This is a genomic window from Candidatus Zixiibacteriota bacterium (assembly GCA_035574315.1).
GTDB lineage: Bacteria > Desulfobacterota > Binatia > UBA9968 > UBA9968 > DATLYW01.
Window position 1 is genome coordinate 71,879 of the sequence record DATLYW010000021.1, and the last position, 23,510, is coordinate 95,388.

21 protein-coding genes are annotated in these 23,510 nt (G+C 64.0%); all 21 read left to right on the top strand.

Features of this window, described 5'->3' with window-relative positions; translation table 11 throughout:
* The first annotated feature begins 72 nt into the window (after positions 1-72).
* The 21 genes from argS to VNN77_06740 all read left to right on the top strand — a co-directional run bounded on the left by argS (position 73) and on the right by VNN77_06740 (position 23,497).
* On the top strand, positions 73-1,770 hold the full coding sequence (gene argS, locus VNN77_06640; protein ID HXG51062.1) for an arginine--tRNA ligase: 1,698 nt from the start codon (positions 73-75) through the stop codon (positions 1,768-1,770).
* 11 nt (positions 1,771-1,781) lie between these two features.
* Entirely contained in the window at positions 1,782-2,480 is a 699-nt protein-coding gene (locus tag VNN77_06645; protein ID HXG51063.1) for an SPOR domain-containing protein, read from the top strand.
* Positions 2,481-2,485: 5 nt separating this feature from the next.
* Positions 2,486-3,502, top strand: coding sequence for an anthranilate phosphoribosyltransferase (trpD, locus tag VNN77_06650; GenBank protein ID HXG51064.1), 1,017 nt, complete (start codon positions 2,486-2,488; stop codon positions 3,500-3,502).
* A 112-nt stretch (positions 3,503-3,614) separates the two neighbouring features.
* Positions 3,615-4,391, top strand: coding sequence for an indole-3-glycerol phosphate synthase TrpC (gene trpC, locus VNN77_06655; protein ID HXG51065.1), 777 nt, complete (start codon positions 3,615-3,617; stop codon positions 4,389-4,391).
* 32 nt (positions 4,392-4,423) lie between these two features.
* The gene (locus VNN77_06660; protein HXG51066.1) at positions 4,424-5,050 is read left to right on the top strand and encodes a phosphoribosylanthranilate isomerase; all 627 of its coding nucleotides are present in this window, start codon (positions 4,424-4,426) and stop codon (positions 5,048-5,050) included.
* Complete coding sequence (gene trpB, locus VNN77_06665; GenBank protein ID HXG51067.1) at positions 5,007-6,227, top strand: tryptophan synthase subunit beta; 1,221 nt, start codon at positions 5,007-5,009, stop codon at positions 6,225-6,227. The genes VNN77_06660 and trpB overlap by 44 nt, the downstream gene beginning before the upstream one ends.
* Positions 6,228-6,291: 64 nt before the next feature.
* Complete coding sequence (gene trpA, locus VNN77_06670; protein HXG51068.1) at positions 6,292-7,128, top strand: tryptophan synthase subunit alpha; 837 nt, start codon at positions 6,292-6,294, stop codon at positions 7,126-7,128.
* A gap of 135 nt (positions 7,129-7,263) precedes the next feature.
* Positions 7,264-8,541: a folylpolyglutamate synthase/dihydrofolate synthase family protein gene (locus VNN77_06675; GenBank protein HXG51069.1), complete on the top strand. Its 1,278-nt coding sequence runs from the start codon at positions 7,264-7,266 to the stop codon at positions 8,539-8,541.
* 34 nt (positions 8,542-8,575) lie between these two features.
* A complete protein-coding gene (gene lptD / locus VNN77_06680) occupies positions 8,576-10,918 on the top strand; it encodes an LPS assembly protein LptD (GenBank protein ID HXG51070.1) in 2,343 nt (780 codons plus the stop codon).
* 235 nt (positions 10,919-11,153) lie between these two features.
* Positions 11,154-12,221: a glucose-1-phosphate thymidylyltransferase gene (locus VNN77_06685; protein HXG51071.1), complete on the top strand. Its 1,068-nt coding sequence runs from the start codon at positions 11,154-11,156 to the stop codon at positions 12,219-12,221.
* Positions 12,222-12,254: 33 nt separating this feature from the next.
* Positions 12,255-13,349, top strand: coding sequence for a dTDP-glucose 4,6-dehydratase (gene rfbB / locus VNN77_06690; GenBank protein HXG51072.1), 1,095 nt, complete (start codon positions 12,255-12,257; stop codon positions 13,347-13,349).
* A 4-nt stretch (positions 13,350-13,353) separates the two neighbouring features.
* Complete coding sequence (rfbC, locus tag VNN77_06695; GenBank protein HXG51073.1) at positions 13,354-13,911, top strand: dTDP-4-dehydrorhamnose 3,5-epimerase; 558 nt, start codon at positions 13,354-13,356, stop codon at positions 13,909-13,911.
* Between the two features lie 142 nt (positions 13,912-14,053).
* Entirely contained in the window at positions 14,054-14,704 is a 651-nt protein-coding gene (locus VNN77_06700) for a class I SAM-dependent methyltransferase (protein HXG51074.1), read from the top strand.
* Between the two features lie 40 nt (positions 14,705-14,744).
* Positions 14,745-15,632 carry a dTDP-4-dehydrorhamnose reductase gene (gene rfbD / locus VNN77_06705; protein HXG51075.1) on the top strand — a complete coding sequence of 296 codons (888 nt, stop codon included), beginning with the start codon at positions 14,745-14,747 and terminating at the stop codon, positions 15,630-15,632.
* Between the two features lie 415 nt (positions 15,633-16,047).
* The gene (locus VNN77_06710) at positions 16,048-16,980 is read left to right on the top strand and encodes an NAD(P)-dependent oxidoreductase (protein HXG51076.1); all 933 of its coding nucleotides are present in this window, start codon (positions 16,048-16,050) and stop codon (positions 16,978-16,980) included.
* 8 nt (positions 16,981-16,988) lie between these two features.
* Positions 16,989-18,296, top strand: a complete 1,308-nt coding sequence (locus VNN77_06715; GenBank protein HXG51077.1) for an HAD-IIIA family hydrolase — start codon at positions 16,989-16,991, stop codon at positions 18,294-18,296.
* Complete coding sequence (locus tag VNN77_06720) at positions 18,283-19,359, top strand: kinase (protein ID HXG51078.1); 1,077 nt, start codon at positions 18,283-18,285, stop codon at positions 19,357-19,359. Before VNN77_06715 ends, VNN77_06720 begins: the two co-directional genes overlap by 14 nt.
* A 13-nt stretch (positions 19,360-19,372) precedes the next feature.
* The gene (locus tag VNN77_06725; GenBank protein ID HXG51079.1) at positions 19,373-20,341 is read left to right on the top strand and encodes a GDP-L-fucose synthase; all 969 of its coding nucleotides are present in this window, start codon (positions 19,373-19,375) and stop codon (positions 20,339-20,341) included.
* Complete coding sequence (locus tag VNN77_06730) at positions 20,322-21,260, top strand: thiamine pyrophosphate-dependent dehydrogenase E1 component subunit alpha (GenBank protein ID HXG51080.1); 939 nt, start codon at positions 20,322-20,324, stop codon at positions 21,258-21,260. The genes VNN77_06725 and VNN77_06730 overlap by 20 nt, the downstream gene beginning before the upstream one ends.
* A gap of 6 nt (positions 21,261-21,266) precedes the next feature.
* Positions 21,267-22,313, top strand: coding sequence for a transketolase C-terminal domain-containing protein (locus VNN77_06735; GenBank protein ID HXG51081.1), 1,047 nt, complete (start codon positions 21,267-21,269; stop codon positions 22,311-22,313).
* A 2-nt stretch (positions 22,314-22,315) separates the two neighbouring features.
* Positions 22,316-23,497: a DegT/DnrJ/EryC1/StrS aminotransferase family protein gene (locus tag VNN77_06740; protein ID HXG51082.1), complete on the top strand. Its 1,182-nt coding sequence runs from the start codon at positions 22,316-22,318 to the stop codon at positions 23,495-23,497.
* The last annotated feature ends 13 nt before the right edge of the window (positions 23,498-23,510 follow it).

Here is a 23,510-nt window from a genome sequence, read left to right on the forward strand (position 1 = left end):
GTTCCCTCATGAGACGAGTTGCCGGTTGGCATGGCCGCTCCGCGAGGCGGTTTCGGACCGTGCAAAGCAGACATGCGCAGTCACCTTAGCCAGCTTTTGACCCGAGCCATTGAAAAGGCGGCAAAGGGGGGAGAGCTGACGTCAGATCTCCCCCCTTTGCTTCTCGAGCCCCCCAAACAGCGCGAATTCGGCGACCTGACGACCAACGTGGCGCTTCTGTGGGCGAGGAGCGCGAAGCGACCCCCGCGCGCGATCGCCGAGACGATTCTCAAGCACCTCGAAGATCCGGACGGGATCCTGGCGCGCAAGGAAATCGCCGGCCCGGGCTTTCTCAATTTCTCCTTTTCACCGGGATTTTACTACCGGCGCCTCCGGGAGCTCGCGGCGGCGGGAGAGCGGCGGCTCGACCTCGGCCGCGGTCGCAGGGTCCAGGTCGAGTTCGCGAGCGTGAATCCCACCGGCCCGCTGCACGTCGGCCACGGCCGGGTCGCGGTCATCGGCGACGTGCTCGCGCGCCTCCACGAAGCCGCGGCCTATGAGGTCGAGCGCGAGTACTACGTCAACGACGCCGGCAAGCAGATGGAAAGCCTCGGCCTGTCGCTCTACGCGCGTTATCGCGAGCTGTTCGGCGAGGTCGTGGAGTTTCCCGCCGACGGCTATCCCGGGGATTACGTCAGGGAGATCGCAGCCCGGCTCAAGGCCGAGAAGGGTGAAAGTCTGCTCGGCGAGACCAAGGAGCGGGCGGTCGCCTTCTGCACTGAGTACGGCGGCGCCGCGCTGCTGGAACAGATCCGGGAACAGCTCGCCGCGTTCGGCATCCGCTTCGATTCCTACTTCAGCGAGCGCGCGATGCGCGCCCGGGACGAGGTCGCCGGGACAATGGCGCTGCTGCGGGAGCGCGGCCTTATCTACGAGAAGGACGGCGCACAGTGGTTCCGGTCGACGCAGTTCGGCGACGACAAGGACCGGACCGTGGTCAAGAGCGACGGCGAGCTCACCTACTTCGCGAGCGACATCGCCTACCACCGCAGCAAGTTCGAGCGCAAGTTCGACCGGCTCATCAACGTCTGGGGCGCCGACCACCACGGCTACGTGCCCCGAATCAAGGCGGCCTTGCGCGGTCTGGGTTACGATCCGGACGTGCTGCAGGTGGTGCTGGTGCAGATGGTGCAGCTCACGCGGGGCGGCGAGCCGGTCCGCATGGGAAAACGGACCGGGGAGTTCGTATCGCTGCAGGAGGTCATCGAGGAGGTCGGGAAGGACGCCGCCCGGTTTTTCTTCTTGATGCGCAAGCCCGACAGCCATCTCGACTTCGATCTCGATCTGGCCAAGCGACAGTCGAGCGAAAATCCGGTCTTCTACGTTCAGTACGCGCACGCGCGGGTTTCCAGCGTGTTCGAACAGGCGCGCAGGACCGGCGTGCCGTGGGACGAGGCGCGCACCGCCCACGTGACCGTGGAGCGCCTCGAGCTCGCTGAAGAGCTGGAGCTGATCCGGCAGGCGATTCGCTTCGACGAGGTGATCGAGGAGAGCGTGCGCGAGCTGGAGCCGCACCGGGTGACGTTTTACCTGCTGGAGCTGGCGGGGGAATTTCACCGCTATTATAATCGCCACCGGATACTGTCCGACGACCTCGAGCTGACGCTGGCGCGCATGCTGCTGGCGCGAACCGTTCAAACCGCGCTGCGCCGCGGGCTGGAGGTGGTCGGGGTCGAGGCGCCCGTCAAGATGGCGCAGCGCGCCGGTCCGGAGGCCGACGCGCTGACGTGAGGAAGGCTCCTATGGCGGAAAATCGCAGAGGGAAGGGCAACCGGTTGTATTTCACGCGGGGGCAGCTCGTGCTGCTCGGCGGCGGCTTCACGCTCGCCTCGGTGGTGATCTTCGTCCTCGGGATGCTGGTGGGCAAAAGCATCGAGGAGCGCAAGATGATCAAGCCGCCGGAGCCGGCGGTGAAGATCCCGGTCAAGCCCGGAGCCGGGGAGCGAGACGCGGCTGCGACCGCGCCCAAGGAAGAGCTGACCTTCTATGAAACCCTGACGAAGTCGCCCCCGGGTGATGCGCGCGCCGACGCCAAGGCAAAGGAGGTCAAAGCTTCCGCCGCCAAGTCCGAGCCCGGCGAGCAGGGGAAAGCCCAGGGGTCGAAGCCGGACGAAAAGCGTCCCGGCCGCGCCCCGGAAGCGGGCGTCAAGACAGCGTCCGCCGGCACGGAGAAAGCCGAAAAAAAGGAGACCGGCGCCGTTTGGACGGTTCAGGTGAACGCCTTTCCCGACGACCGGTCCGCGAAACTTCTGGTTGATCGACTGAAGAATAAGGGTTACAACGCCTACATGACCGAGGCGCATACCAAGGGGAAAACCTGGTATCGGGTGCGCGTGGGGCGCTACGCCTCGCGCGAGGAGGCGGAAAAAGTCGAGGAGATCCTGAGGAGCAAGGAGAGCCTGCCGAAGGCCTTCGCCACGAGCCGGAAGCTGGGCGGCTGAGAGCGATGACGACGAAAGAAGCGATCGAGAGGCTGGTGAACCGGCTCGACCTGTCGGAGACGGAGATGGTCGAGGTCATGAACGAGATCATGACCGGCGAGGCCACCCCGTTGCAGGTGGCCGCGTTCTTGACGGCGCTGCGGATGAAAGGGGAGACCGTCGAGGAAATCACCGGCGCCGCGCGGGTCATGCGGGAGCGCGCGCACCGGGTCAGGGTGGGCTCGCGCACGGTGCTCGACACCTGCGGTACCGGGGGAGACCAGAAAGGCACCTTCAACATCTCGACGACGTGCGCCTTCGTAGTCGCCGGGGCGGGAGTGAGCGTCGCCAAGCACGGCAACCGGTCCGTTTCCAGTCAGTCGGGGAGCGCGGACGTTCTCGGAGCCCTGGGCGTCAAGGTCGACGCGCCCCGGGAGCGGGTGGAGGCCTGCATCGAAAGGATCGGCATCGGCTTTCTGTTCGCGCCGCTGCTGCACGAGGCGATGAAATACGCCGTGCAGCCGCGGCGGGATATCGGGATTCGCACGATCTTCAACCTTCTCGGACCGCTCACCAATCCGGCTCTCGCCACGCATCAGTTGATCGGGCTTTACAGCGGCGACCTGGTGGGAGTCATCGCGAACGTGCTGAAAAACCTCGGCAGTGTTCGGGCCATGGTCGTGCACGGCCTGGAGGGAATGGACGAGATATCGGTTTGCGGGCCGACCAAAGTCGCGGAGCTGCGCGACGGCGAGGTGCGCGAGTACCTGGTCGAGCCGGAGCAATTCGGCATCAAGCGCTGCCGCCTGGAAGATTTGCACGGCGGCACGGCCGAGCAGAGCGCGGCGATCGTGCGCGGCGTGCTCGCGGGGAGCCGGGGGCCGGCCCGGGACGTGGTCCTGCTCAACAGCGGCGCGGCTCTTTACGTCGCGGGGAAAGCGACGTCGATCTCGCAGGGCATGCAGCTCGCTGCCGAGTCGATCGACTCGGGCAAGGCCGGGGAAAAGCTCGCCCAACTGATCGAGCTGACCAACGCGAATTAAAAAGTTTCCCGTTTCCCGTTCCGGTTCCCGGTTTCCGACCAGGCGGAGACGGAGGGTCGTAACCGGACACGGGGCAACCGTAACCCCGGAGCCCGAAACTGGAAACCAACATATGGCTGAAGTCCTGGCTGAGATCGTCGACCACGTGCGCGGAGTCGTCGAGCGGCGGCGCCTGGATTTCCCCGTCCAGGCGTTGCGCGAGCGACCGCTGTTTCATGCTCCGGTCCGGGATCTGGCGAGCCGTCTGGCGGGGAAGGGGCGCCGGATCATCGCCGAGGTCAAGCGGGCCTCACCTTCCAAGGGAGTCATCCGCGCGGATTTCGACCCGGCGGCGATCGCCGCGCAGTACGCCCGGCACGGTGCGAGCGCGATTTCGGTCCTCACCGAGGAGCGCTTTTTCCAAGGAAGCCTGGCGTCGCTCGAGCAGGTGAGGCGGGGCGTGGAAGTGCCGGTGCTGCGGAAGGATTTCATCGTGGATCCCTACCAGCTCGTCGAGGCGCGGAGCTTCGGCGCGGACGCCGTCCTGTTGATCGCGGCCATCCTCGAAGAGGGAGCGCTGCGCGAGCTGCGGGAGCAGGCGCGCGAGCTGGCGCTCGCCGCCCTGGTGGAGGTTCATGACGAGCGGGAGCTGGAAAGCGCGCTGAAAGCGGGAGCGGAGCTGGTGGGCATCAACAACCGGGACCTTCGAACGTTCGAGGTGAGCCTTTCGACCACCGAGCGGCTCGCGCCGCTGGTCCCGTCCGGTGTCACGGCAGTGTGCGAGAGCGGGATCGACAGCCTGGAGCAGATCCGGCGGGTGGAAGCCCTGGGAATCCGATGTTTCCTGGTCGGGGAGTCTCTGATGCGCGCCTCGAGTCCGGGAGAAAAGCTCAAAGAGCTGTTGTCCTGATCCCGCACCGGCGCGCGGAGCAGCAACGTCGCATGGTCAAAGTCAAGGTTTGCGGCATCACCAGCTTGGAGGACGCGGAAAAGGCGCTGGAGTTCGGCGCGGACGCGTTGGGCTTCAACTTCTACCCGCCGAGCCCGCGCTGGATCGCTCCGGAGCGAGCCGGGGCGATTCTCGCGCGCCTGCCGCGCGGCTCGTGCAACGTGGCGCTTTTCGTGAACGAGCCCAGGGAAAGAGTGCTCGAGGTCCTGGCCTGCGGCAACGTTCCCGGCGCGGGGCAAATGTACCGCGCGCTGCAGTTTCACGGCGAGGAAACGGCGGAGTACTGCCGCGGCTGGGAGCTCAAGGTGCTCAAGGCTTTTCGCGTGAAAGACAGAAAGTCGCTCGCCGGGCTGGAGAGCTTTCCGGCGGACTATTATCTGCTCGACTCGTGGTCGCCGGGATACGGCGGCTCGGGCGAGGCCTTTCCGTGGGAATGGCTGGAGGGTTTGAGGCCGGAAAAGCTCATCCTGTCGGGCGGGTTGACCGTCGCCAATGTCGCCGAGGCGGTAAGGCGCATTCGCCCCTACGGCGTCGATGTCTGCTCGGGCGTGGAAGCGCGGCCCGGCGTGAAGGATCATGGAAAACTCAAGGAATTCATCTCCGCTGCCAAGAGTGCCTGACCGCAACGGCCATTTCGGGCCCTACGGGGGACGCTACGTGGCCGAAACGTTGATGCCGGCGCTCGCCGAGCTGGAGCGAGCTTACGCGCGGGCGCGGCGCGACGCCGCCTTTCGCGCCACGGTGGGCCGCTATCTCAGGGAGTACGCCGGGCGGCCAACCCCGCTCTACTTCGCCGAGCGGATGAGCCGCGACCTCGGCGGGGCGAAGATCTACCTGAAGCGCGAGGATCTCTGCCATACCGGCGCGCACAAGATCAACAACACCGTCGGCCAGATCCTGCTGGCGCAGCGGATGGGCAAAAGGCGGATTATCGCCGAGACCGGGGCCGGACAGCACGGCGTCGCCACGGCGACGGTCGCCGCGCGCTTCGGTTTCGACTGCGAGATCTTCATGGGCGAGGAGGACGCGCAGCGGCAGTCGCTGAACGTCTTTCGCATGAAGCTTTTGGGAGCGAAGGTGCGCGTGGTGCAGTCGGGCAGCCGCACGCTCAAGGACGCCATGAACGAGGCGCTGCGGGACTGGGTGACGAACATCCGCACGACTTATTATCTGATCGGGTCTGTGGCGGGCCCGCATCCCTATCCGATGATGGTCCGCGACTTCCAGGCGGTCATCGGCCGGGAGGCGCGCTCTCAGATTCGCCGGAAAGAGGGCCGCCTGCCGGACTATCTCGTTGCCTGCGTCGGAGGCGGGAGCAACTCGATGGGGCTTTTCCATCCGTTCCTGGGGGATCCGAAGGTAAGGATGCTCGGAGTGGAGGCGGCGGGCAGAGGGCTGCGCACGGGAAAGCACGCGGCCTCGATCCTGGGGGGAGAGATCGGGGTGCTGCACGGCAGCAAGAGCTACGTGCTCCAGGACGGGGTCGGGCAGATCCGACAGACCCATTCGATCGCCGCAGGTCTGGACTACCCGGGGGTCGGTCCCGAGTTGAGCTATCTCAGGGATTGCCGCCGGGTGGAATTCGTTTCCGCCACCGACTTCGAGGCGGTTGACGCCCTGCAGTATCTCGCCCGCGTGGAAGGGATCATTGCAGCCCTGGAGAGCGCCCACGCCATCGCGGCGGTCAGGCGCCTGGCGCCGCGCCTCGCTCGCGACCGTATCATCGTCGTCAACCTGTCGGGCAGGGGCGACAAGGACATGGGGACGGTGGGGCAATACCTCGGCGTCAAGCTTTGAACGATCCGGGTTCAGCGGTGGAATCTTGTTTTGCGCCGGGCATCGAACCGGCGACGCGGAGAAGATGAGTCGCATCGAGGCAAAGCTCAGTGAGCTCAGGGAGGCCGGACAGGCCGCGCTGATCCCGTTCGTGACCGCCGGGGATCCCGATCTCGAAACCACGCTGCGGATTTTGCGGGCGCTGGACGAAAACGGCGCGGACTGCATCGAGCTGGGCGTGCCGTTTTCGGATCCGACGGCCGACGGGCCGACGATCCAGCGTTCCTCCGAGCGCGCCCTCAAAAAGAGGCTTTCGCTGCCGCGGATTCTCGCCCTCGTGCGCAGATTCCGCCGCACCTCCAGCACGCCGCTGATCCTTTTCGGCTACTTCAATCCTTTCTTCCGGTTCGGGCTGGAGCGGCTGTGCCGGCGGGCGAAGGCGGCCGGAGTGGACGGGATTTTGTGCGTGGACCTTCCCCCGGAGGAAAGCGGCGAGCTCAAGCGCTGGGCGGACGCGGCGGGACTGGATCTGATCTTTCTCCTCTCGCCGACGAGCGGGCCGGACCGGGTGCGCCTGGTGAGCCGCGAGGGTCGGGGCTTCATCTACTACGTTTCCGTGACCGGGGTGACCGGCGCGCGCCGCGCCTTCGACAAACAGCTGCCGGAGCAGGTTGCGCGCGTCAGGCGCGCCACCTCGCTTCCCGTCGGCGTCGGCTTCGGCATCTCGACTCCCGAGCAGGCCGCGTGGATCGCGGAATTCGCCGACGCCGCGGTCGTCGGCAGCGCGCTGGTCGAGGTAATCGAGCGTGCCGGCGGAAGCGGCGAGAAGGCGCGTGCCGCCGGAGCGTTCGTCGGCCGTCTCAAGCGGGCGATGAAGCGGGTCGTCAGGAACGGGTCGCGCCGGGCTGAACGCGTTCAGTAAAAGTTCAAACCGTTCGAGCCGTTCAACCGCTGCGCCCGGTTCAAGCCGTTGGGGCCCCGGAACCGAAAGCTCGACGGTTCCGGCAGCGCTCCGGTGCCGAGCCGGACCCGGAAGCGGGAAACCGTCACGTTTTTCATGACCGAGTACGAGAGCACGCTTCAGCGGATCTACGGCCTTCGCGGCGGCGTGATCGACCTCCGCCTCGACCGGATGGAAAGGGCGCTGTCGTTGTTCGGCCATCCGGAAAAGGCCTTTCCTGCCTTCCACATTGCCGGGACCAACGGCAAGGGCTCGACAGCCGCGATGCTCCACCGCATTCTCACGGCGGCGGGCTACAGGACCGCCCTGTACACCTCGCCCCATCTCGTCTCGTTCACCGAGCGGATCCGCGTCGGCGAGGACGAGATCGCTCCCGAGGAAGTCGTCGCCCTGGACCGGGAGATCCGGGAGCGAACGAAGGACGCCGTGCCTCTCACTTTTTTCGAGTTCGTCACGGTCATGGCCTTCGTTCATTTCGCGCGCTGCGGCGCGGAGCTGGCGGTGGTCGAGGTGGGGCTGGGAGGTCGGCTCGATGCCACCAATCTGGTCTTTCCGCTCGTCTCTCTGATCACGACGGTCTCGATGGACCACGAGGCCTATCTCGGGAGCGACCTCGCGTCGATCGCCGCCGAGAAGGGGGGGATCATCAAGGAGGAAATCCCCGTGGTCTGCGGCCTCCTTCCGCCCGAGGCCCAGAGCGTCGTCGAGCGGATCGCCCGGGAAAGGCGCGCCCCGCTGCACATGCTCGGGCGAGAATTCAGTTTTACCTTGAAAAACGACGCCGACTTCGATTATAAAGGTCCGGATTGGGTGCTTGAAAACCTGTCGCTGGCGCTTATGGGCCGGCACCAGAGAAGGAACGCCGCCGTGGCCCTGGCCGCTCTCGAGCAGGTCCGGAAGCACTGGCCGGTGGACGAAGGCGCGATCCGCGCTGGCCTGAGGAATGTCGTCTGGCCTGGGCGGCTCGAGATTTTGCGCCAGCGTCCGGCGGTGGTGCTCGACGGAGCGCACAACGGCGAGGGGATCCGCACCCTGGTCGAAGAAATGCGGAGCTTTCGCGGCGCGAGAAAAGTGAAGGTGCTTTTCGCGTCGATGGCGGACAAGGACTGGAGGTTGATGCTGGACGAGCTTGGTACCGTGGCCGACGAACTGATCCTGACGCGCGTCAGGATGGAACGCAGCGCCTCGCCCGACCTGCTGGCGGCACACCTGGGAGAGAAGATTCCCCGCCGCGTGGTCGAGGACCCGGAGACGGCGGTCCGCACCCTGATCGCAGAACTCGGCCCCGACGATGTGGGTCTCGTGGCCGGCTCGCTCTACCTTCTCGGAGAGGTCCGGCCGGTGATCCAACGACTCCTCGCGGCTTCGGGCTGATGACCCGACTTCCCGATTCCCGCCCGCAGCATCCATGAGATCGCGCTGGACCATTCTTACCCGAGCCGCGGCTACCGCAGCGGTCCTTTTCCTGGGCCCGGGCACGGCGACCGCCGCGCAGGCTGAGCGGAAAACCTCGCAGGGCGAGGCGATCCAGGTAACCGCCGATCAGCTCTCGGTCGGGGACAGCGGCACGCAGGTCGAAGCCAGGGGCAACGTGGAGATCAAGCGCGAGCAGACCACGCTCAAGGCCGAGGAGGTGCGCGTCAACCGGGCCACGCAGGAGGTCGAGGCAAAAGGGAAGATTTCGGTCGACGATCCGGAGTGGAAGGTCAAGTCGGCCGATTCGATCCAGATCAACCTCGAGAAAGAAACCGGGGAGATCCTGCGCGGCGACCTCTTCATCGAGCAGGGCCACGTCAGCCTGATGGGCAGGCGGTTTCAGAAATTCGGCGGCCAAACCTACCACGTCGACGAGGGCTTTTTTACGACTTGCCTGTGCGAGTCCGGGCCGCCGCACTGGAGGATATCCGCCGACGCCATCGACCTCGATCCGACCGGTCTCGGCACGGTCAAAAACGCCTATTTTTACGTTCTGGACGTTCCGGTTTTTTACCTGCCCTACGGTTTTTTCCCCGTCAAGACCGAGCGCCAGACCGGATTGCTGTTTCCCAGGTTCGGCCACTCTTCGACCGAGGGTTTTCGTTTCCAGCAGCCGTTTTTCTGGGCGATCTCGAAAAGCACCGACGCGACGCTGGCCTTCGACGTGCAGACCCGGGCGCGCTGGGGTTTCCTCGGCGAGTTTCGCACGCTCTTCAGGCAGGACGCTGATCTGCGCCTGTCGGGGGCGTACTTCAACGAAGGACTGCGCCGTTTCGAGCACGAGGCGGTGGTCGACCGCACCATCGCCGATCAGGACATTCCGCAAAATCGCTGGAGCATAGCGGGGACCCATCGCTATCTCCTGCCGCGCGACTGGCTGACCTACAGCGATTTCGCCGCGTACGGCGACGACCTGTTCACGCGCGAGCTGGTCGAGCGGATGGACGTTCCCCTTGTCCAGGAATCCGAGATCCGGCGCAGCCGTTTCAGCCGGTCGCGCTTCGGCGTTTTCAGAAGCTGGGGCGACGCCCATTTCCAGGGCGAGTGGGACTTCTATCAGGATTTCATCCAGAACGACGCGAGCACGCTGCACCGCACGCCGCAGGTTTCGTTCTGGGGCCGGCGCTTCTTTCGCGGCTTGCCGCTCGAATTGCGCTGGGGGGCCGAAGGGGTCAATTACATCCGGCGCAGAGGGGGCGACGGGCTCCGCTTCGATCTTCGTCCCGAGCTGGTGCTGCCGTTTCGCACGACGCGCCTGTTCGGCTCGTTCAGCGTGGCACCCCGGGAAACTCTCTATCATCTGTACTCGATCGTCGACTCCGGCCGCAATCTCTCGCGCGAGCTGGTCGAGATCCGGGGCAACGTCGGGACCACCCTCGGCCGGACGTTCGCGTGGACTTTCGGAACCCTCCGCAGCGTGCGACACGTCGTGGAACCGGAACTGGGCTATCTGTTCGTCCCGCGCGTGGACCAGAAAAGCATTCCGGTGATGGACGGCCTCGACCGGGTCAACCGGAGAAACGCGGTCACCTTCGCCGTTGGCAATCGTTTGCTCGGAAGGTTCACCAACCCGCTGGCGCTCGCCGGCGAGAAAAACGTAGAGACGCTGAACCCGATCATGGCCACCGACATCCGTGAGATCGGATCGGCGCGGTTCGCGATCACGTACGACATCGACAAGGAGAGAAAGAGAGGCGACACGCTATCGGATCTGGACATGAATTTCCGGCTGACGCCGGCAAACTATTTTTCTCTCGGCCTTGATGCAGGTCTGGACCCCGGAGCCTGGAAGGTCAATCAGCTGAGGGTCAATTTCGGCATATCCGATCCGCGGCCGATGACCCGGCGCGTTGCAGACCCCGATTTCGTCCGCCCCAACTCTTTTGGAATCAGCTATCATTTTCTCCGCCAGGAGCACAATGCGTTTTTGGCGGAAGATCCGAATATCGATCTGAATGAAGCGGCAAATTGTGCTGTGCATCCTCTTGATCCGCGGTGTCCGGGAGCTTTGGTCAACAAGAAAATTGTGGGAAACATCAACGTCAATCTTCTTTACCACCTTCTGGATCACGTGCTGCTTTTTGCCAGCGGCGCCTATGACGCCCGCGACAGCCGCTTTCTTGGGTTCAGAGTGGCTACCAAGCTCCTTTCATTCTGCGAATGCTGGAACATAACCTTAGGAGTTCGCAAGGATATCAATCCGTCGAAGACCAGCTTTAATTTCGATTTCAACCTGCTAGGATTGGGTGGATCGCAGCGGCCGAGTTTGCAGTGAAAGGCCCAGTTGCGGAATCGGAGTTCCACGCGTCTCGCTACGCGATGGTAGATCCCAAGGTCTGCTTTCCACGCCGCTTGCCGGTGAGCGGTTTATAAGTCGCGGGTTGCGAATGCCGGGCAGCGGACCTCGACCTCAGGCTTTTGAGCCGCCGCCGGGCGGCGCGGCCGGAAAGTTTCGGAGCGAGCGACCGTGATGCAATGTCTGCGTACTTGCGAACTCACCAATAAATCACGTGAAAGCGCTGGTCTTGAGCGGCGGTCAGGGGACGAGGCTTAGGCCCATCACCTCCACGGGAGCCAAGCAGCTCATCCCCGTGGCAAACCGGCCGATCCTTTTCTACGTGCTGGACAACGTGGCCCGGGCGGGGCTGCGTGAAGTCGGCATGATCATATCGCCGGAAACCGGAAACGAGATCCGGCGCGTGGTGGGCTCGGGCGAACGGTGGGGCATGAACGTGGAGTATATCCTGCAGGACCGCCCCGGCGGGCTTGCCCACGCCGTCAAAACGGCGCGGCCGTTTCTCGGCGACTCGCCGTTCGTCATGTATCTGGGGGATAATCTCATCGGCACCGGGATCGAGGCGTTCATCGCCAAGTTCGAGAGCGCGGGGTGCGCCGCGGTCATCCTTCTCAAAGAGGTCGAGGACGCGCGGTGGTTCGGGGTGGCCGAGCTGGGTCCGGGCGGCAGGGTGGTCCGGCTCCTGGAAAAACCCCGGAACCCCCCTTCCAACCTGGCGCTCGTGGGAGTTTACGTTTTCTCGCCGCAAGTTCATGCGGCGATCGACGCCATCCGCCCCTCGGCCCGGGGCGAGCTGGAGATCACCGATGCGATCCAGCAGCTGATCGACTGGAACTTGCCCGTCGAAAGTCACGTGGTGGAGGGGTGGTGGCTGGATACCGGAAAGAAGGACGATCTTCTGGCCGCCAACACCGTGGTCCTCGACCAGTGGCTGAAGAGCGACAATCAGGGAGAGTTGGATAGCACGAGCCAGGTCACCGGGCGCGTGAAGATCGGCAAGGGCAGCCGGCTGGTCAACAGCAGGATTCGCGGTCCGGCGATCGTAGGGGAGAACGTGCTCATCGAGGATTCCTTCATCGGTCCTTACAGCAGCATCGGCGACGGGACCCGGATTCGGAAGTCCGTCGTCGAGCATTGCGTGGTGCTGGAAAACTGCAGGATCGACTCCATCGACCGGCTGGAGGACAGCGTTCTCGGGAAAAACGTGACCGTGGCGACCAATCACGGCTCGCACCGGGCGTTGCGGTTGCTTCTCGGCGACTATTCCGCGGTGGAGCTGTGAGGCGGTGAAGGGAGGTCGAGCCTTCGGAGTCCTATGCGGCGCATTCTAGTCACGGGCGGAGCCGGGTTCATCGGCTCGAACTTCATCCGGTACTGGCTCGAGCGCCACCCCGAAGACCGGCTGGTGAACCTCGACAAGCTGACCTATGCCGGCAACCTCGAAAACCTCGCAGACGTCGAGTCGCATCCGTCGTATCGCTTCGTTCGCGGCGACATTTGCGATGCGACGCTGGTCGGGCGCCTGTTTGCAGAGGAAGGTATCGACACAGTCGTCCATTTTGCGGCGGAGTCGCACGTGGATCGTTCGATTCTCGGTCCGGACGAGTTCATCCGCACCAACATCCAGGGGACGTTCACGCTGCTCGAGGCGGCAAGGAAGGCGTGGCTTGCGGAAGGCCTGGGCCCGGCCAGGCCCGGTTGTCGGTTTGTCCACGTGTCGACGGACGAGGTCTACGGTTCGCTGGGTCCGGAAGAGCCGTCTTTCAGCGAGACCACCGCCTACGCGCCCAACAGCCCCTACTCCGCGAGCAAGGCGTCGTCGGATCATCTGGTGCGCGCGTACCACCACACGTACAGGCTCCCGACGATCGTAACACACTGCTCGAACAACTACGGGCCGTTTCAGTTTCCGGAAAAGCTGATTCCGCTCGTGATCCAGCGAGCGCTCAAGGGAGAGCCGATTCCGGTATACGGCGACGGCGGCAACGTTCGTGACTGGCTGTACGTGGAGGATCACTGCCGGGCTCTCGAGGCCGTGCTCGAGCGGGGAGGAACCGGCGAGAGCTACAACATCGGGGGATCGAACCAGTGGCACAACATCGATCTGGTGCGCCTGATCTGCGATCTGCTGGACCGACGGCTCGATAACGGCCTGGTTCCCCGCCGCTCGTTGATCACGCTCGTGCAGGACCGCCCCGGTCACGACCGCCGCTACGCGATGGATACGACGAAGATCCGCCGCGAGCTCGGATGGTGTCCGATCGACGACCTGCCGAGCGGCATCGCCAAAACCGTCGACTGGTATCTGGCACATCGCGGCTGGGTCGAGCGCGTGATCACGGGCGAGTACAAGACCTACTTCGACACGCAGTACGGGAAGCGGCTCGCGCTAAAGAACCGGCAAAGCTGAAATCATGGCGTTTCGTTTCGAGCCCCTCGGCGCATCCGGCTTGATTCTCGTAGAGCCGACGGCCTTCGAGGACCGGCGTGGCTTTTTCATGGAGGTCTACAAACGCTCCGAGTTCGCCGGGAACGGAATCGTCGATGTTTTCGTCCAGGACAACTGCTCGCGTTCGGTTCGCGGCACCCTGCGCGGCCTCCATTATCAAAGGCATCCCAAAGCTCAGGCGAAACTGGTCGGCGTCGTCCGCGGGGAGATTTTCGACGTCGCCGTCGATCTCAGGCGCGGTTCGCCGGAATACGGCCGCTGTCAGAGCGTCGTGTTGTCGGACCGGAACCGCCGGATGCTCTACGTGCCGGCGGGGTTCGCGCACGGGTTTTGCGTGCTGAGCGAGGTCGCCGACGTGGTCTACAAAGCCAGCGCGGAGTACGATCCGGCGCTCGACGGGGGGATCCTGTGGAACGATCCCGAGATCGGCATCCGGTGGCCGATCGAAAGGCCGCTTCTTTCGGAAAAGGACGCACGACTGCCGCGCCTGCGCGACTCCGATCCGGGCTTCCGCTACGGGTAGGGAGGAGATTGACCGCGGAGTCACGGAGGGCTCGGCGTAATTTCGGAGAACTCACCACGGAGGTTGTAGAGAGCGCGGAGAAAACATGGCGACAATTCATCCCCCGTGTTCTCTATTTCTACGCATGAAAGTCGAAAAGGGCATGGACGAACAATTGTTGCGGCGGCCGTCGAAGAGGCGAATCAAAAGGATTCGCATTTACCGGAGCCTCGTCGGCCTTCGACAGCGGGTCCTCGAGCTCGGGTGCGGCGCCGGGGATTTGACTTGTGCATTGGCCGAGGACGGAGAATTCGTGGCCGGTTCGGATCTTTCCTTTGAATCGGTCCGTTCGGGCAAGGCGCGGCTGCTCCGGGATCGGGAGGAGCCGCGGAAGGTCGCTTTCGTGCAGATGGACGCACGCGCGCTGGCGTTTGCGGACGCTGCGTTCGACGTCGTGGTGAGCACGTCCATGATCGAGCACCTCTATCCTGACGATCTTTCAGGACACCTTAGCGAGGTGTGGCGCGTGCTGAAAATCGGCGGGCGGTATCTGGTCTGGTGCCCGAACGGCCTCGGCCGTCACCGGCACCGGGACTTTCACTACAGCATGTTCTCGTACCGCGAATGGATGGAGAAAATGCGGGCCGCCGGTTTCGGTGGGTTTGAATCGTTGCTCTTCCACCGGCCCCTGTTTCGTGTGGACGCCGGCTGGAAAGTTCGCCTCGAGGAATTCCTCTCCCGCTGGAGGCTGAAAATCCTGTGGAGCCACCTCGGGGTGAGGAACGTACTCCTCTTGGCGCGAAAGGAACACTGACCCGCGCGGCGTGGAAAATCCTCGCCCGCGAGGCAAAAATATGCGGGTTGTCGTCATCGGCGCTAAGGGCCAGCTCGGCAGCGATCTCGTGAAGGTCCTGTCGGGCCAGGTCGTGGGCGCCTTGAAGCAGAGCGATCTCGATATCCGCGATGCGGCGCGTGTCCGGGAAGTGCTTTCGCGGTTGAAGCCCGACGCCGTCGTCAATACGGCGGCCTTCAACCGCGTCGACGATTGCGAGGACGATCCCGCCACCGCCTTCTCGGTGAACGCCTACGGCCCGCGCAACCTGGCGCGCGTCTGCGCGGAGGTGAACTGCGTCCTGATGCACATCAGCACCGACTACGTTTTCGGCGGCGAAAAACGGTCGCCGTACACGGAAGACGATTCGCCCAATCCGCTGAGCGTGTACGGGACGTCGAAGCTTGCCGGAGAATACTTCGTTCGCAATGCCTGCCCCAGGCATTTCGTCGTCAGGACCTCGGGGCTCTACGGCGTGGCAGGATCGAGAGGCAAAGGCGGCAATTTCGTCGAGACCATGATCCGCCTCGCCAGGGAAGGAAAGCCGGTCCGCGTGGTCGATGATCAGGTCCTCACCCCGACATATACGAAAGACCTCGCGGAGAAGCTCGAACAGTTGCTGCGTACGGATCGCTACGGACTTTACCATATCACCAACAGCGGCCAATGCTCATGGTACGAGTTTGCCGCGAAGATCTTCGCGCTGACGAATCTCCGGCCCGACTTCGCGTCGACCACAAGCGAGGCCTTCGGATCGAAAGCCCGCCGCCCGGCTTACTCGGTTCTGGAAAGCGAAAGGCTGCGGAGAGCGGGATTCCGGCCGTTAAATTCGTGGGAAGAAGCGCTCGGCAATTATCTCGCCGAGAGGACGGCGGTCCTGAATCCCGCGCCGGGAAGCTCCCCCCGATGATCCTGGACCCGAGCGCTCCGGATCGGTGCTTTGCCTGCCCCAGATGGCTTTGGCGATGGCCAGAGGTTCAGGCTGCCTGGAGGTATGCCGAAGCCCGGGGATTGTCTCGCTAGAGCGGGGATAGATCTCGGGAGTTGTTGGTTTACACTGCAACCCCCGCTGGCAGGGCAATCCACGTGCCAAAGAGCTAAGGATCGATCGCGGCGGTTGCTGGTTTGCAACGAGTTCTAGCGGGAAAAAGTCGAGACCGACCGCCCCGACCGTTGCCGCGACGCTCTCGAAGGAAGGAACGAGGCGGAAGCGCTTCACACACCTACCGGACGAGCTACAACGGCTTTACTACAACCTGGCGATTGTGATATACACGGCAGGAGCTGTTGGTCTGTCAGCAGTCCGGCGGCATGGTGCTAGAAGTATGCGTGTTCTTGTCACCGGCGCGGCGGGCTATCTGGGTTCGGTCCTGTGCGAGCGCCTTCTCGAGGGCGGATGTAGCGTTACCGCCGTCGACAATCTGATGTATGGGCAGCGCAGCCTGTTTCACCTCTGCGCGAACGCCCGCTTTGAGTTCGTCTACGGAGACGTCCGGGACGAAGCCGTCCTAAAGCCCCTGGTCTCGCAAGCCGACGTTCTCATTCCGTTGGCGGCGATCGTCGGGGCTCCAGCCTGCGACCGCGATCCCGATCTTGCCCGGAGCGTCAACCTTGAGGCCGTGCGCTTGCTCAACCGTTTGCGCTCGCCCCGGCAGCTGGTCATTTTCCCCACGACCAACAGCGGCTACGGAACCCAGTCGGGCGACGTTTTCTGCACCGAGGAGACGCCGCTTCAGCCGATCTCACTCTATGGACAGACGAAGAGTCAGGCCGAGACGGAACTGCTGCAATCCCCGAATGTGGTGACGTTGCGCCTGGCCACGGTGTTCGGGATGTCCCCGCGAATGCGGCTCGACCTGCTCGTCAACCACTTCGTCCATGTCGCCGCTACGGACGGGTACCTGGTCATTTTCGAGAAGGATTTCAAGCGCAATTACATCCATATCCGCGACGTGGCCGATTGCTTCGTCCATTCGATCGAGAACGGAGAGCGCATGGCGGGCAGGCCCTACAACGCGGGGCTCGACACCGCCAATCTGTCCAAGGAAGAGCTGGCGCTCAAGATCAAGGAATACGTGCCCAATTTTTACATCCATTTCGCCGAGGTCGGAACCGACCCGGACAGGCGCAACTACATCGTCTCGAACCGACGGCTGAAGGAGGCCGGCTTCGAAGCGCGGCGCTCGCTCGACGAGGGGATCCAGGAGCTCCTGAAAGGCTATCGCATGATGGGCCGATCGGAGTTCAAGAACGTCTAGCCGGGTCCATGAGGGGGCGGGGCGTCAGTGGACTGGCGGACGTGACGGGCGTGATCCTGGCGGGAGGGCTGGGAACGCGCCTGCGGTCCATAGTTGCCGATCGGCCGAAGGTTCTCGCGGAAGTTTGCGGCCGGCCGTTCCTCGCTTATCTACTCGATCGGCTGTCCGGTGCCGGGCTGCGAAACATAGTGATCTCGACCGGGTATCTGGGGGAGCAGATCGAACGTGCTTTCGGGAACTGCTACAGGAACCTGCGACTCGTTTACTCGCGGGAGGCCCGGCCGCTCGGGACGGGAGGAGCGTTGAGGCTTGCGCTGCCGTTGCTCGACTCCGACCCCGTTCTGGTATTGAACGGCGACTCCTGCTGCGACGCCGATCTCCACTCCTTTTGGCGCTCCCACGTGGCCCGGCAAGCCAGAGCGACGCTCCTGCTCGTCCGGGCGGAGGACATGGGTCGCTACGGGTCCGTCGAGTGCGGGGACGACGGTCAGGTGACGGCGTTTCGAGAAAAGGGCCGAGGGGGCGAGGGCTGGATCAGCGCGGGGGTCTATCTCATCGACCGTTCGCTGATCGAAGAAATTTCTGCGGGCGAGACGGTGTCGCTGGAAACGGACGTCTTCCCCGGGTGGATCGGCTGTGGACTCTTCGCGTATCGGGGCAGCGGTCGGTTCATCGACATCGGGACGCCCGAGTCGTTCGCCGCGGCGGAGCGGTTTTTCGCCCCGGATCGCGCCGCGCCGCAGGACCGCCGTTTTGTCGTGCTGGACCGCGACGGCACGATCAACGAGGAGCGCGAATATCTTTCGGACCCGGACCAGGTTCGGTTGATCCCGGGAGCCGCCGAAGGGCTGCGGCGACTCAAAGAGATGGGGTTGGGACTGGTCGTGATCACCAACCAGTCGGGAGTCGGGCGCGGGTACTTCGACCGTGCGCGGCTCGATGCGATTCACCGCAGGCTGAGCGAGCTTCTCCAGGCCGAGGGGGTCGCGCTGGATGGCATTTACGTCTGCCCGCACACGCCCGAAGATAAATGTTCCTGCCGCAAGCCGAGGACCGCACTGCTCGACCGGGCGGCCGGGGAGCTGGGCTTCAAGCCGGAGCTCGGCTTCGTGATCGGGGACAAACCGTGTGATATCGAAATGGGAGCGGCGGTCGGCGCAACCACGTTCCTGGTGCGCACGGGCTATGGTGCCCATTATGCTGCGGACGGAGCTGTCTGCGCCGACCATGTCGTGGAAGACCTGCGCGAGGCTTGCGCCGTGATTCGGCGCCTGCTGGAGCGAGAAGACAGAGAGGTGGCGCGTGATCATCAGTAGAACTCCTTTTCGGATCTCGTTCTTCGGGGGCGGGACGGACTACCCCGATTGGTACCGGGAGCACGGGGGAGCTGTCCTGGGGGCCACGATCGACAAATACTGCTATCTCACCTGCCGGTACCTGCCGCCGTTTTTCGAGCACCGTTTCCGAGTGGTCTATTCCAGGATAGAAAATTGCCAGACCGCGGACGAGGTCGCACATCCGGTTGTCCGCGCGATGCTTCGGTACCTCGGCATCGAGCGGGGTCTCGAGATCCACCACGATGGCGACCTGCCGGCGAGAAGCGGCATGGGGTCCAGCTCCGCGTTCACGGTGGGGCTCCTGCACGCGCTCTGCGCGCTGCAGGGGCGGATGCTGAGCAAAGAGCAACTGGCCGCGGAGAGCATCCATCTCGAACAAAACGTGCTCCGGGAAACCGTGGGCTCGCAGGACCAGGTTCTGGCCGCTTACGGCGGCCTGAACCACATCGTTTTCATGACGAACGGATCGTTCGCCGTGAGGCCGGTCACCATCGGAACCGACCGGCTCCAGGAATTGAACGACCATTTGATGCTTTTCTTTACCGGAATCAATCGGACGGCGTCGCAAGTGGCGCAGAGTTATATCGGAAACGTCAACGGAAGGAGGCGGGAGCTGCGGATCCTGGGCGACTTGGTCGGCGAGAGCCTGTCGATTCTGAACGGAACGCAAGGGATCGCCGCCTTCGGGGAGTTGCTCAACGAAGCGTGGCAGGTCAAGCGAAGCCTCAGTCAAGAGGTTTCGAACGCAGCCGTCGACGAGATCTACCGGGAAGCAACGGCGGCCGGGGCCATCGGCGGAAAGCTCCTCGGAGCCGGCGGTGGCGGCTTCATGCTGCTTTTCGTTCCGCCCGACAGACAACCCGACGTGCGAGCGCGTCTCGGAAATCTCATCCACGTTCCTTTCAAGTTCGAGTTTACCGGGACTCAGATCATCTTTTTCGATCCCGAGGTGGACTACTCGGCCGAGGAACGACACCGTTCGACGCGGTGCGCTGCCCCGTTCCGCGAGCTCGCCACCCTCCCGGGAGAAAAAGGGATCTGAGCGCTGGACCGGCATGAACGTGGTCATCGAAGAGAAATCGAAAATCTATGTCGCCGGGGGCGATACCCTGGTCGGGGCGAGCCTGCTGGCGGAGCTGGAGCGGCGGGGGTATCGTCGAATCGTCAACCGGAGCGTGCCCGAGCCCGACCTCGCCGACCCGGCCGAAACCGATGAATTTTTCCGCACCACGCTTCCCGAGCTCGTTTTCGTCGCCGCCGGAAAATCGGGCGGCATCGAGGCCAACCGGAAATATCCGGCGAGCCTCATGGCGGACAACCTCCTCGTGGCGACGAACGTGATCCGGGCGGCTCACCGCCACGGGGTGCGGAAGCTTCTGTATCTCGCCAGCTCTTGCGTCTATCCCAGGCTTTGCCCGCAGCCCATGGAGGTTGGCTCCCTGATGACGGGGCCGCTGGAGCCGACCAACGAGGCCTATGCGGCGGCGAAGCTCGCGGGACTGATCCTCTGCCGCGCCTATCGGGTCGAGCACGGGGTGAATTTCGTGACGCTGATCCCGGCCAACCCTTTCGGGCCGGGCGACGATTTCAGCCTCGAGGGGTCGCACGTGATCGCGGCGCTGATGCGGCGCATGCACGCAGCGAAGATCCGCGGCGAGAGCACGGTCAGGGTGTGGGGCAGCGGGCGGCCGCGGCGCGAATTCATCTTCGCCCGAGACCTCGCCGATGCCTGTATCTTCGTCATGCAGCGCTACGAGGACGACGAGCCGATCAATGTCGGTGTGGGCTCGGATCTCTCGATCGCCGAGCTCGCGGAGCTGGTGCGCGAGACGGTCGGCTATCGCGGCCGACTGGAGTTCGATCCGGGTCAGCCTGACGGAATGCCGGCGAAGCTGCTCGACTCGAGTCGCCTCAGGGCCATGGGCTGGCGTCCGCAGACGCCGCTCAAGACCGCTCTCGCCGAGACCTACGAGTGGTTTTGCAAGGCGGCAGAGAAGGAGCACGGTGACCGAGCGTTTCTATAGATCCCTCTACCGCATTCGCCGGGTCGAGGAGACGATCGCGGAGGTGTATCCGACGGACAAGATCAAGAGCCCGGTTCACCTCTCGATCGGGCAGGAAGCCGTCGCCGTGGGGGTGTGCGAAGCGCTGCGGCCTAAGGACGTCGTCTTCATTACCTACAGGAGCCACGCCGCCTACCTGGCGAAAGGCGGCGACCTGAGGAAGATGATCGCGGAGCTCTACGGCAAGGCCACCGGCTGTGCCAAAGGGAAGGGCGGATCGATGCACTTGATCGACGCGGCTCACGGCGTCATGGGAGCCTCGGCCGTGGTCGGGACCACGATCGCGAACGCCGTCGGCTACGCGTACGCGGTCAAGCTGCGCCGGCGCGATCAGGTCGTCGTCAGCTTTTTCGGCGACGGCGGAACCGACGAAGGGGTGTTTCACGAGAGCATGAATTTCGCGGCGCTCAAGGGGCTGCCGATCATTTTCGTCTGCGAGAACAATTTTTACGCCATCCATACGCATCAGAACCGGCGTCAAAAGCTCGCCAACATCTGCGGGCGAGCGCGCGCTTACGGCATGCCGGCCGAGCGGATCGAGGGTAACGACGTGTTTCGCATTCACGAGCGCGTTCGCGACGCGGTCGGCGCACTCGGGGCCGGTGCGAGCGGTCCGTTCTTCTTCGAGTGCTTGACGTACCGCCTGAAGGAGCACGTGGGGCCCAACGAAGACTACCATCTCGGCTACCGCAGGCGCGAGGAAGCCGAGCCGTGGATTGCGGGCGACCCGGTGCGAAGGCTTGCCGCGATGCTGGACGGCGCTCGGCGCGCGCGCATCGAGGATGAGGTGGAGGCGGAAATCAGAGACGCGTTCGCTTTCGCCGAGGCAAGCCCGTTCCCAGAGGCGGCGGAGCTGTTCACGGACGTGACCGAAACGTAGAAGGCCATGGAACGAACACTTTCCTACGTCGAGGCGATCCGCGAGGCGACCGATCAGGAGATGGAGCGGGATCCCGCCGTGGTCGTGTTCGGCCTCGACGTCGACGATCCGAAAGCGATTCAAGGGACGACGCGCGGCCTCGTGGAAAAATACGGGCCCGAGCGGGTCTTCGGCACGCCTCTTTCCGAGGACGCCATGACAGGAGTCGCCGTCGGCATGGCACTGGCCGGCCTTCGGCCCATCCACGTGCACATCCGCATGGATTTTCTGATGCTGGCGATGAACCAGCTCGTGAACGTTGCGGCCAAGAGCCGCTACATGTACGGAGGCCAGGTGCAGGTGCCGATCGTGGTTCGCTCCATGATCGGCAAGAGCTGGGGCCAGGGAGCGCAGCACTCTCAGGGGCTTTATTCGTTTTTCATGCATGTGCCCGGGCTCAAGGTCGTGGCGCCGGCAACCCCGTACGATGCCAAGGGCTGCCTGGTTCACGCGATCCGGGACAACGATCCCGTGATGTACGTCGAGCACCGCCTGCTGCACTTTCAAAAAGGCCCGGTGCCCGAACGCCTCTACTCGGTGCCGCCGGGGAGAGCGCGCGTCACCGCCGCGGGCAAGGACGCGACCCTGGTCGGGATCTCGTACATGCAGGTGGAGTGCCTGCGGGCGCAGCGCTATCTGGAGGACGCGGGCATCGCCGCCGAGGTGATCGATCCGATCTGGCTGAGCCCTCTCGACACCGAGACGATCGTCGAGTCCGTGCGCAAGACGGGGCATCTTTGCGTGGTGGACAACGGTTGGAGCACGTGCGGAGCGGGAGCCGAGATCGTCGCCCGGGTCGCGGAGCATTTCCAGGGGAGCAGGGCGATCAAGGTCAAACGGCTCGGCTTTGCGCCGGTGACCTGCCCGCCGACGCCGGCTCTCGAGGACCTTTATTACCCCAACGCACGCACCATCGCGTCGGCCGTCTTCGATCTCGTGAACGGCAAAGGGCAATCCTGGCAGCCGGAAGAACGGCGCGAGCTTCAGGAAATCGAGTTCAAGGGGCCTTTTTGAGCATGAGCTGCGGACAAGAGCTCGACTGGCCGCTGATGAAAAACAACGTCGAGCGTGCCGATCTGCAAGCCGTGATCGATTACCTCGGGCAGAACAGCCCGAGATTGACGCAGGCGGGTCAGGTCGAGTCGTTCGAGCAGGAGTGGTCGCGCTGGCTGGGAGCGAAGTACAGCGTTTTCGTCAACTCGGGCTCTTCGGCGAATCTTTTGACGATCGCCGCCCTGCGGGAACACCGGGGGCCGGGGGAGGTCATCGTCCCGACCCTGACCTGGGTTTCCGACATCGCGGCGGTGCTCCAGTGCGGCTTCACGCCGGTCTTCGTCGACATCGATCCGAGGACCCTCGGGATGGACACCGACGAGGTACTGAAAAAAATCACCCCTCGGACCCGCGCGGTTTTCCTGACTCACGTCCTCGGCTACAACGCGCTCAACCGCCGCCTCCTCGGCGAGCTGGAAAGGCGAAACATTGCGCTGATCGAGGATGTGTGCGAGTCCTACGGCGCGACCTTCGAGGGCCGCAGGCTCGGGACGTTCGGCTGGGCGGCGAATTTCTCCTTTTACTACGCGCACCACATGAGCACGGTCGAGGGAGGAATGATCTCCACCGATGACGAGGACCTTTACGAGACGCTGCGGATGCTGCGCTCGCACGGCATGACGCGCGAGGTGAAGTCGGAGGCCCTCAGGCGCCGCTACGCCGAGGACCACCCCGACCTCAACCCCGATTTCATTTTCGCGTTTCCCGCCTACAACGTGCGCTCCACGGAGATCAACGCGGTGATCGGGCGGTCGCAGCTCCGCAGACTGGACGCGAGAAACCGCGTGCGCACGGAGAACCTCAACTGTTTTCTGGAGCAACTGGACCCCGGAAAATACCGCACCGATTTCGATACGACGGGAAGCTGCAACTACGCCCTGACGCTGGTGCTGCGGGAGCCTGACCCAGCGTTACGCGACCGGGTAGTGCGGACCCTGCGGGAGCACGGCGTGGAATTCCGCCGCGGGACCTCGGGAGGCGGCAACCAGCTCCGCCAGCCCTATCTGCGCAAGCTCTTCGGCGACGCTTACCGGAACTACCCAGCCGTGGACCACGTGCACTTCTACGGGTTCTATATCGGCAACTATCCTGAGCTCCCTCGGGAAAAGATCTCCCGGCTGTGCTCCATGCTGAACCGACTGTGAGGAACTTGGTTTT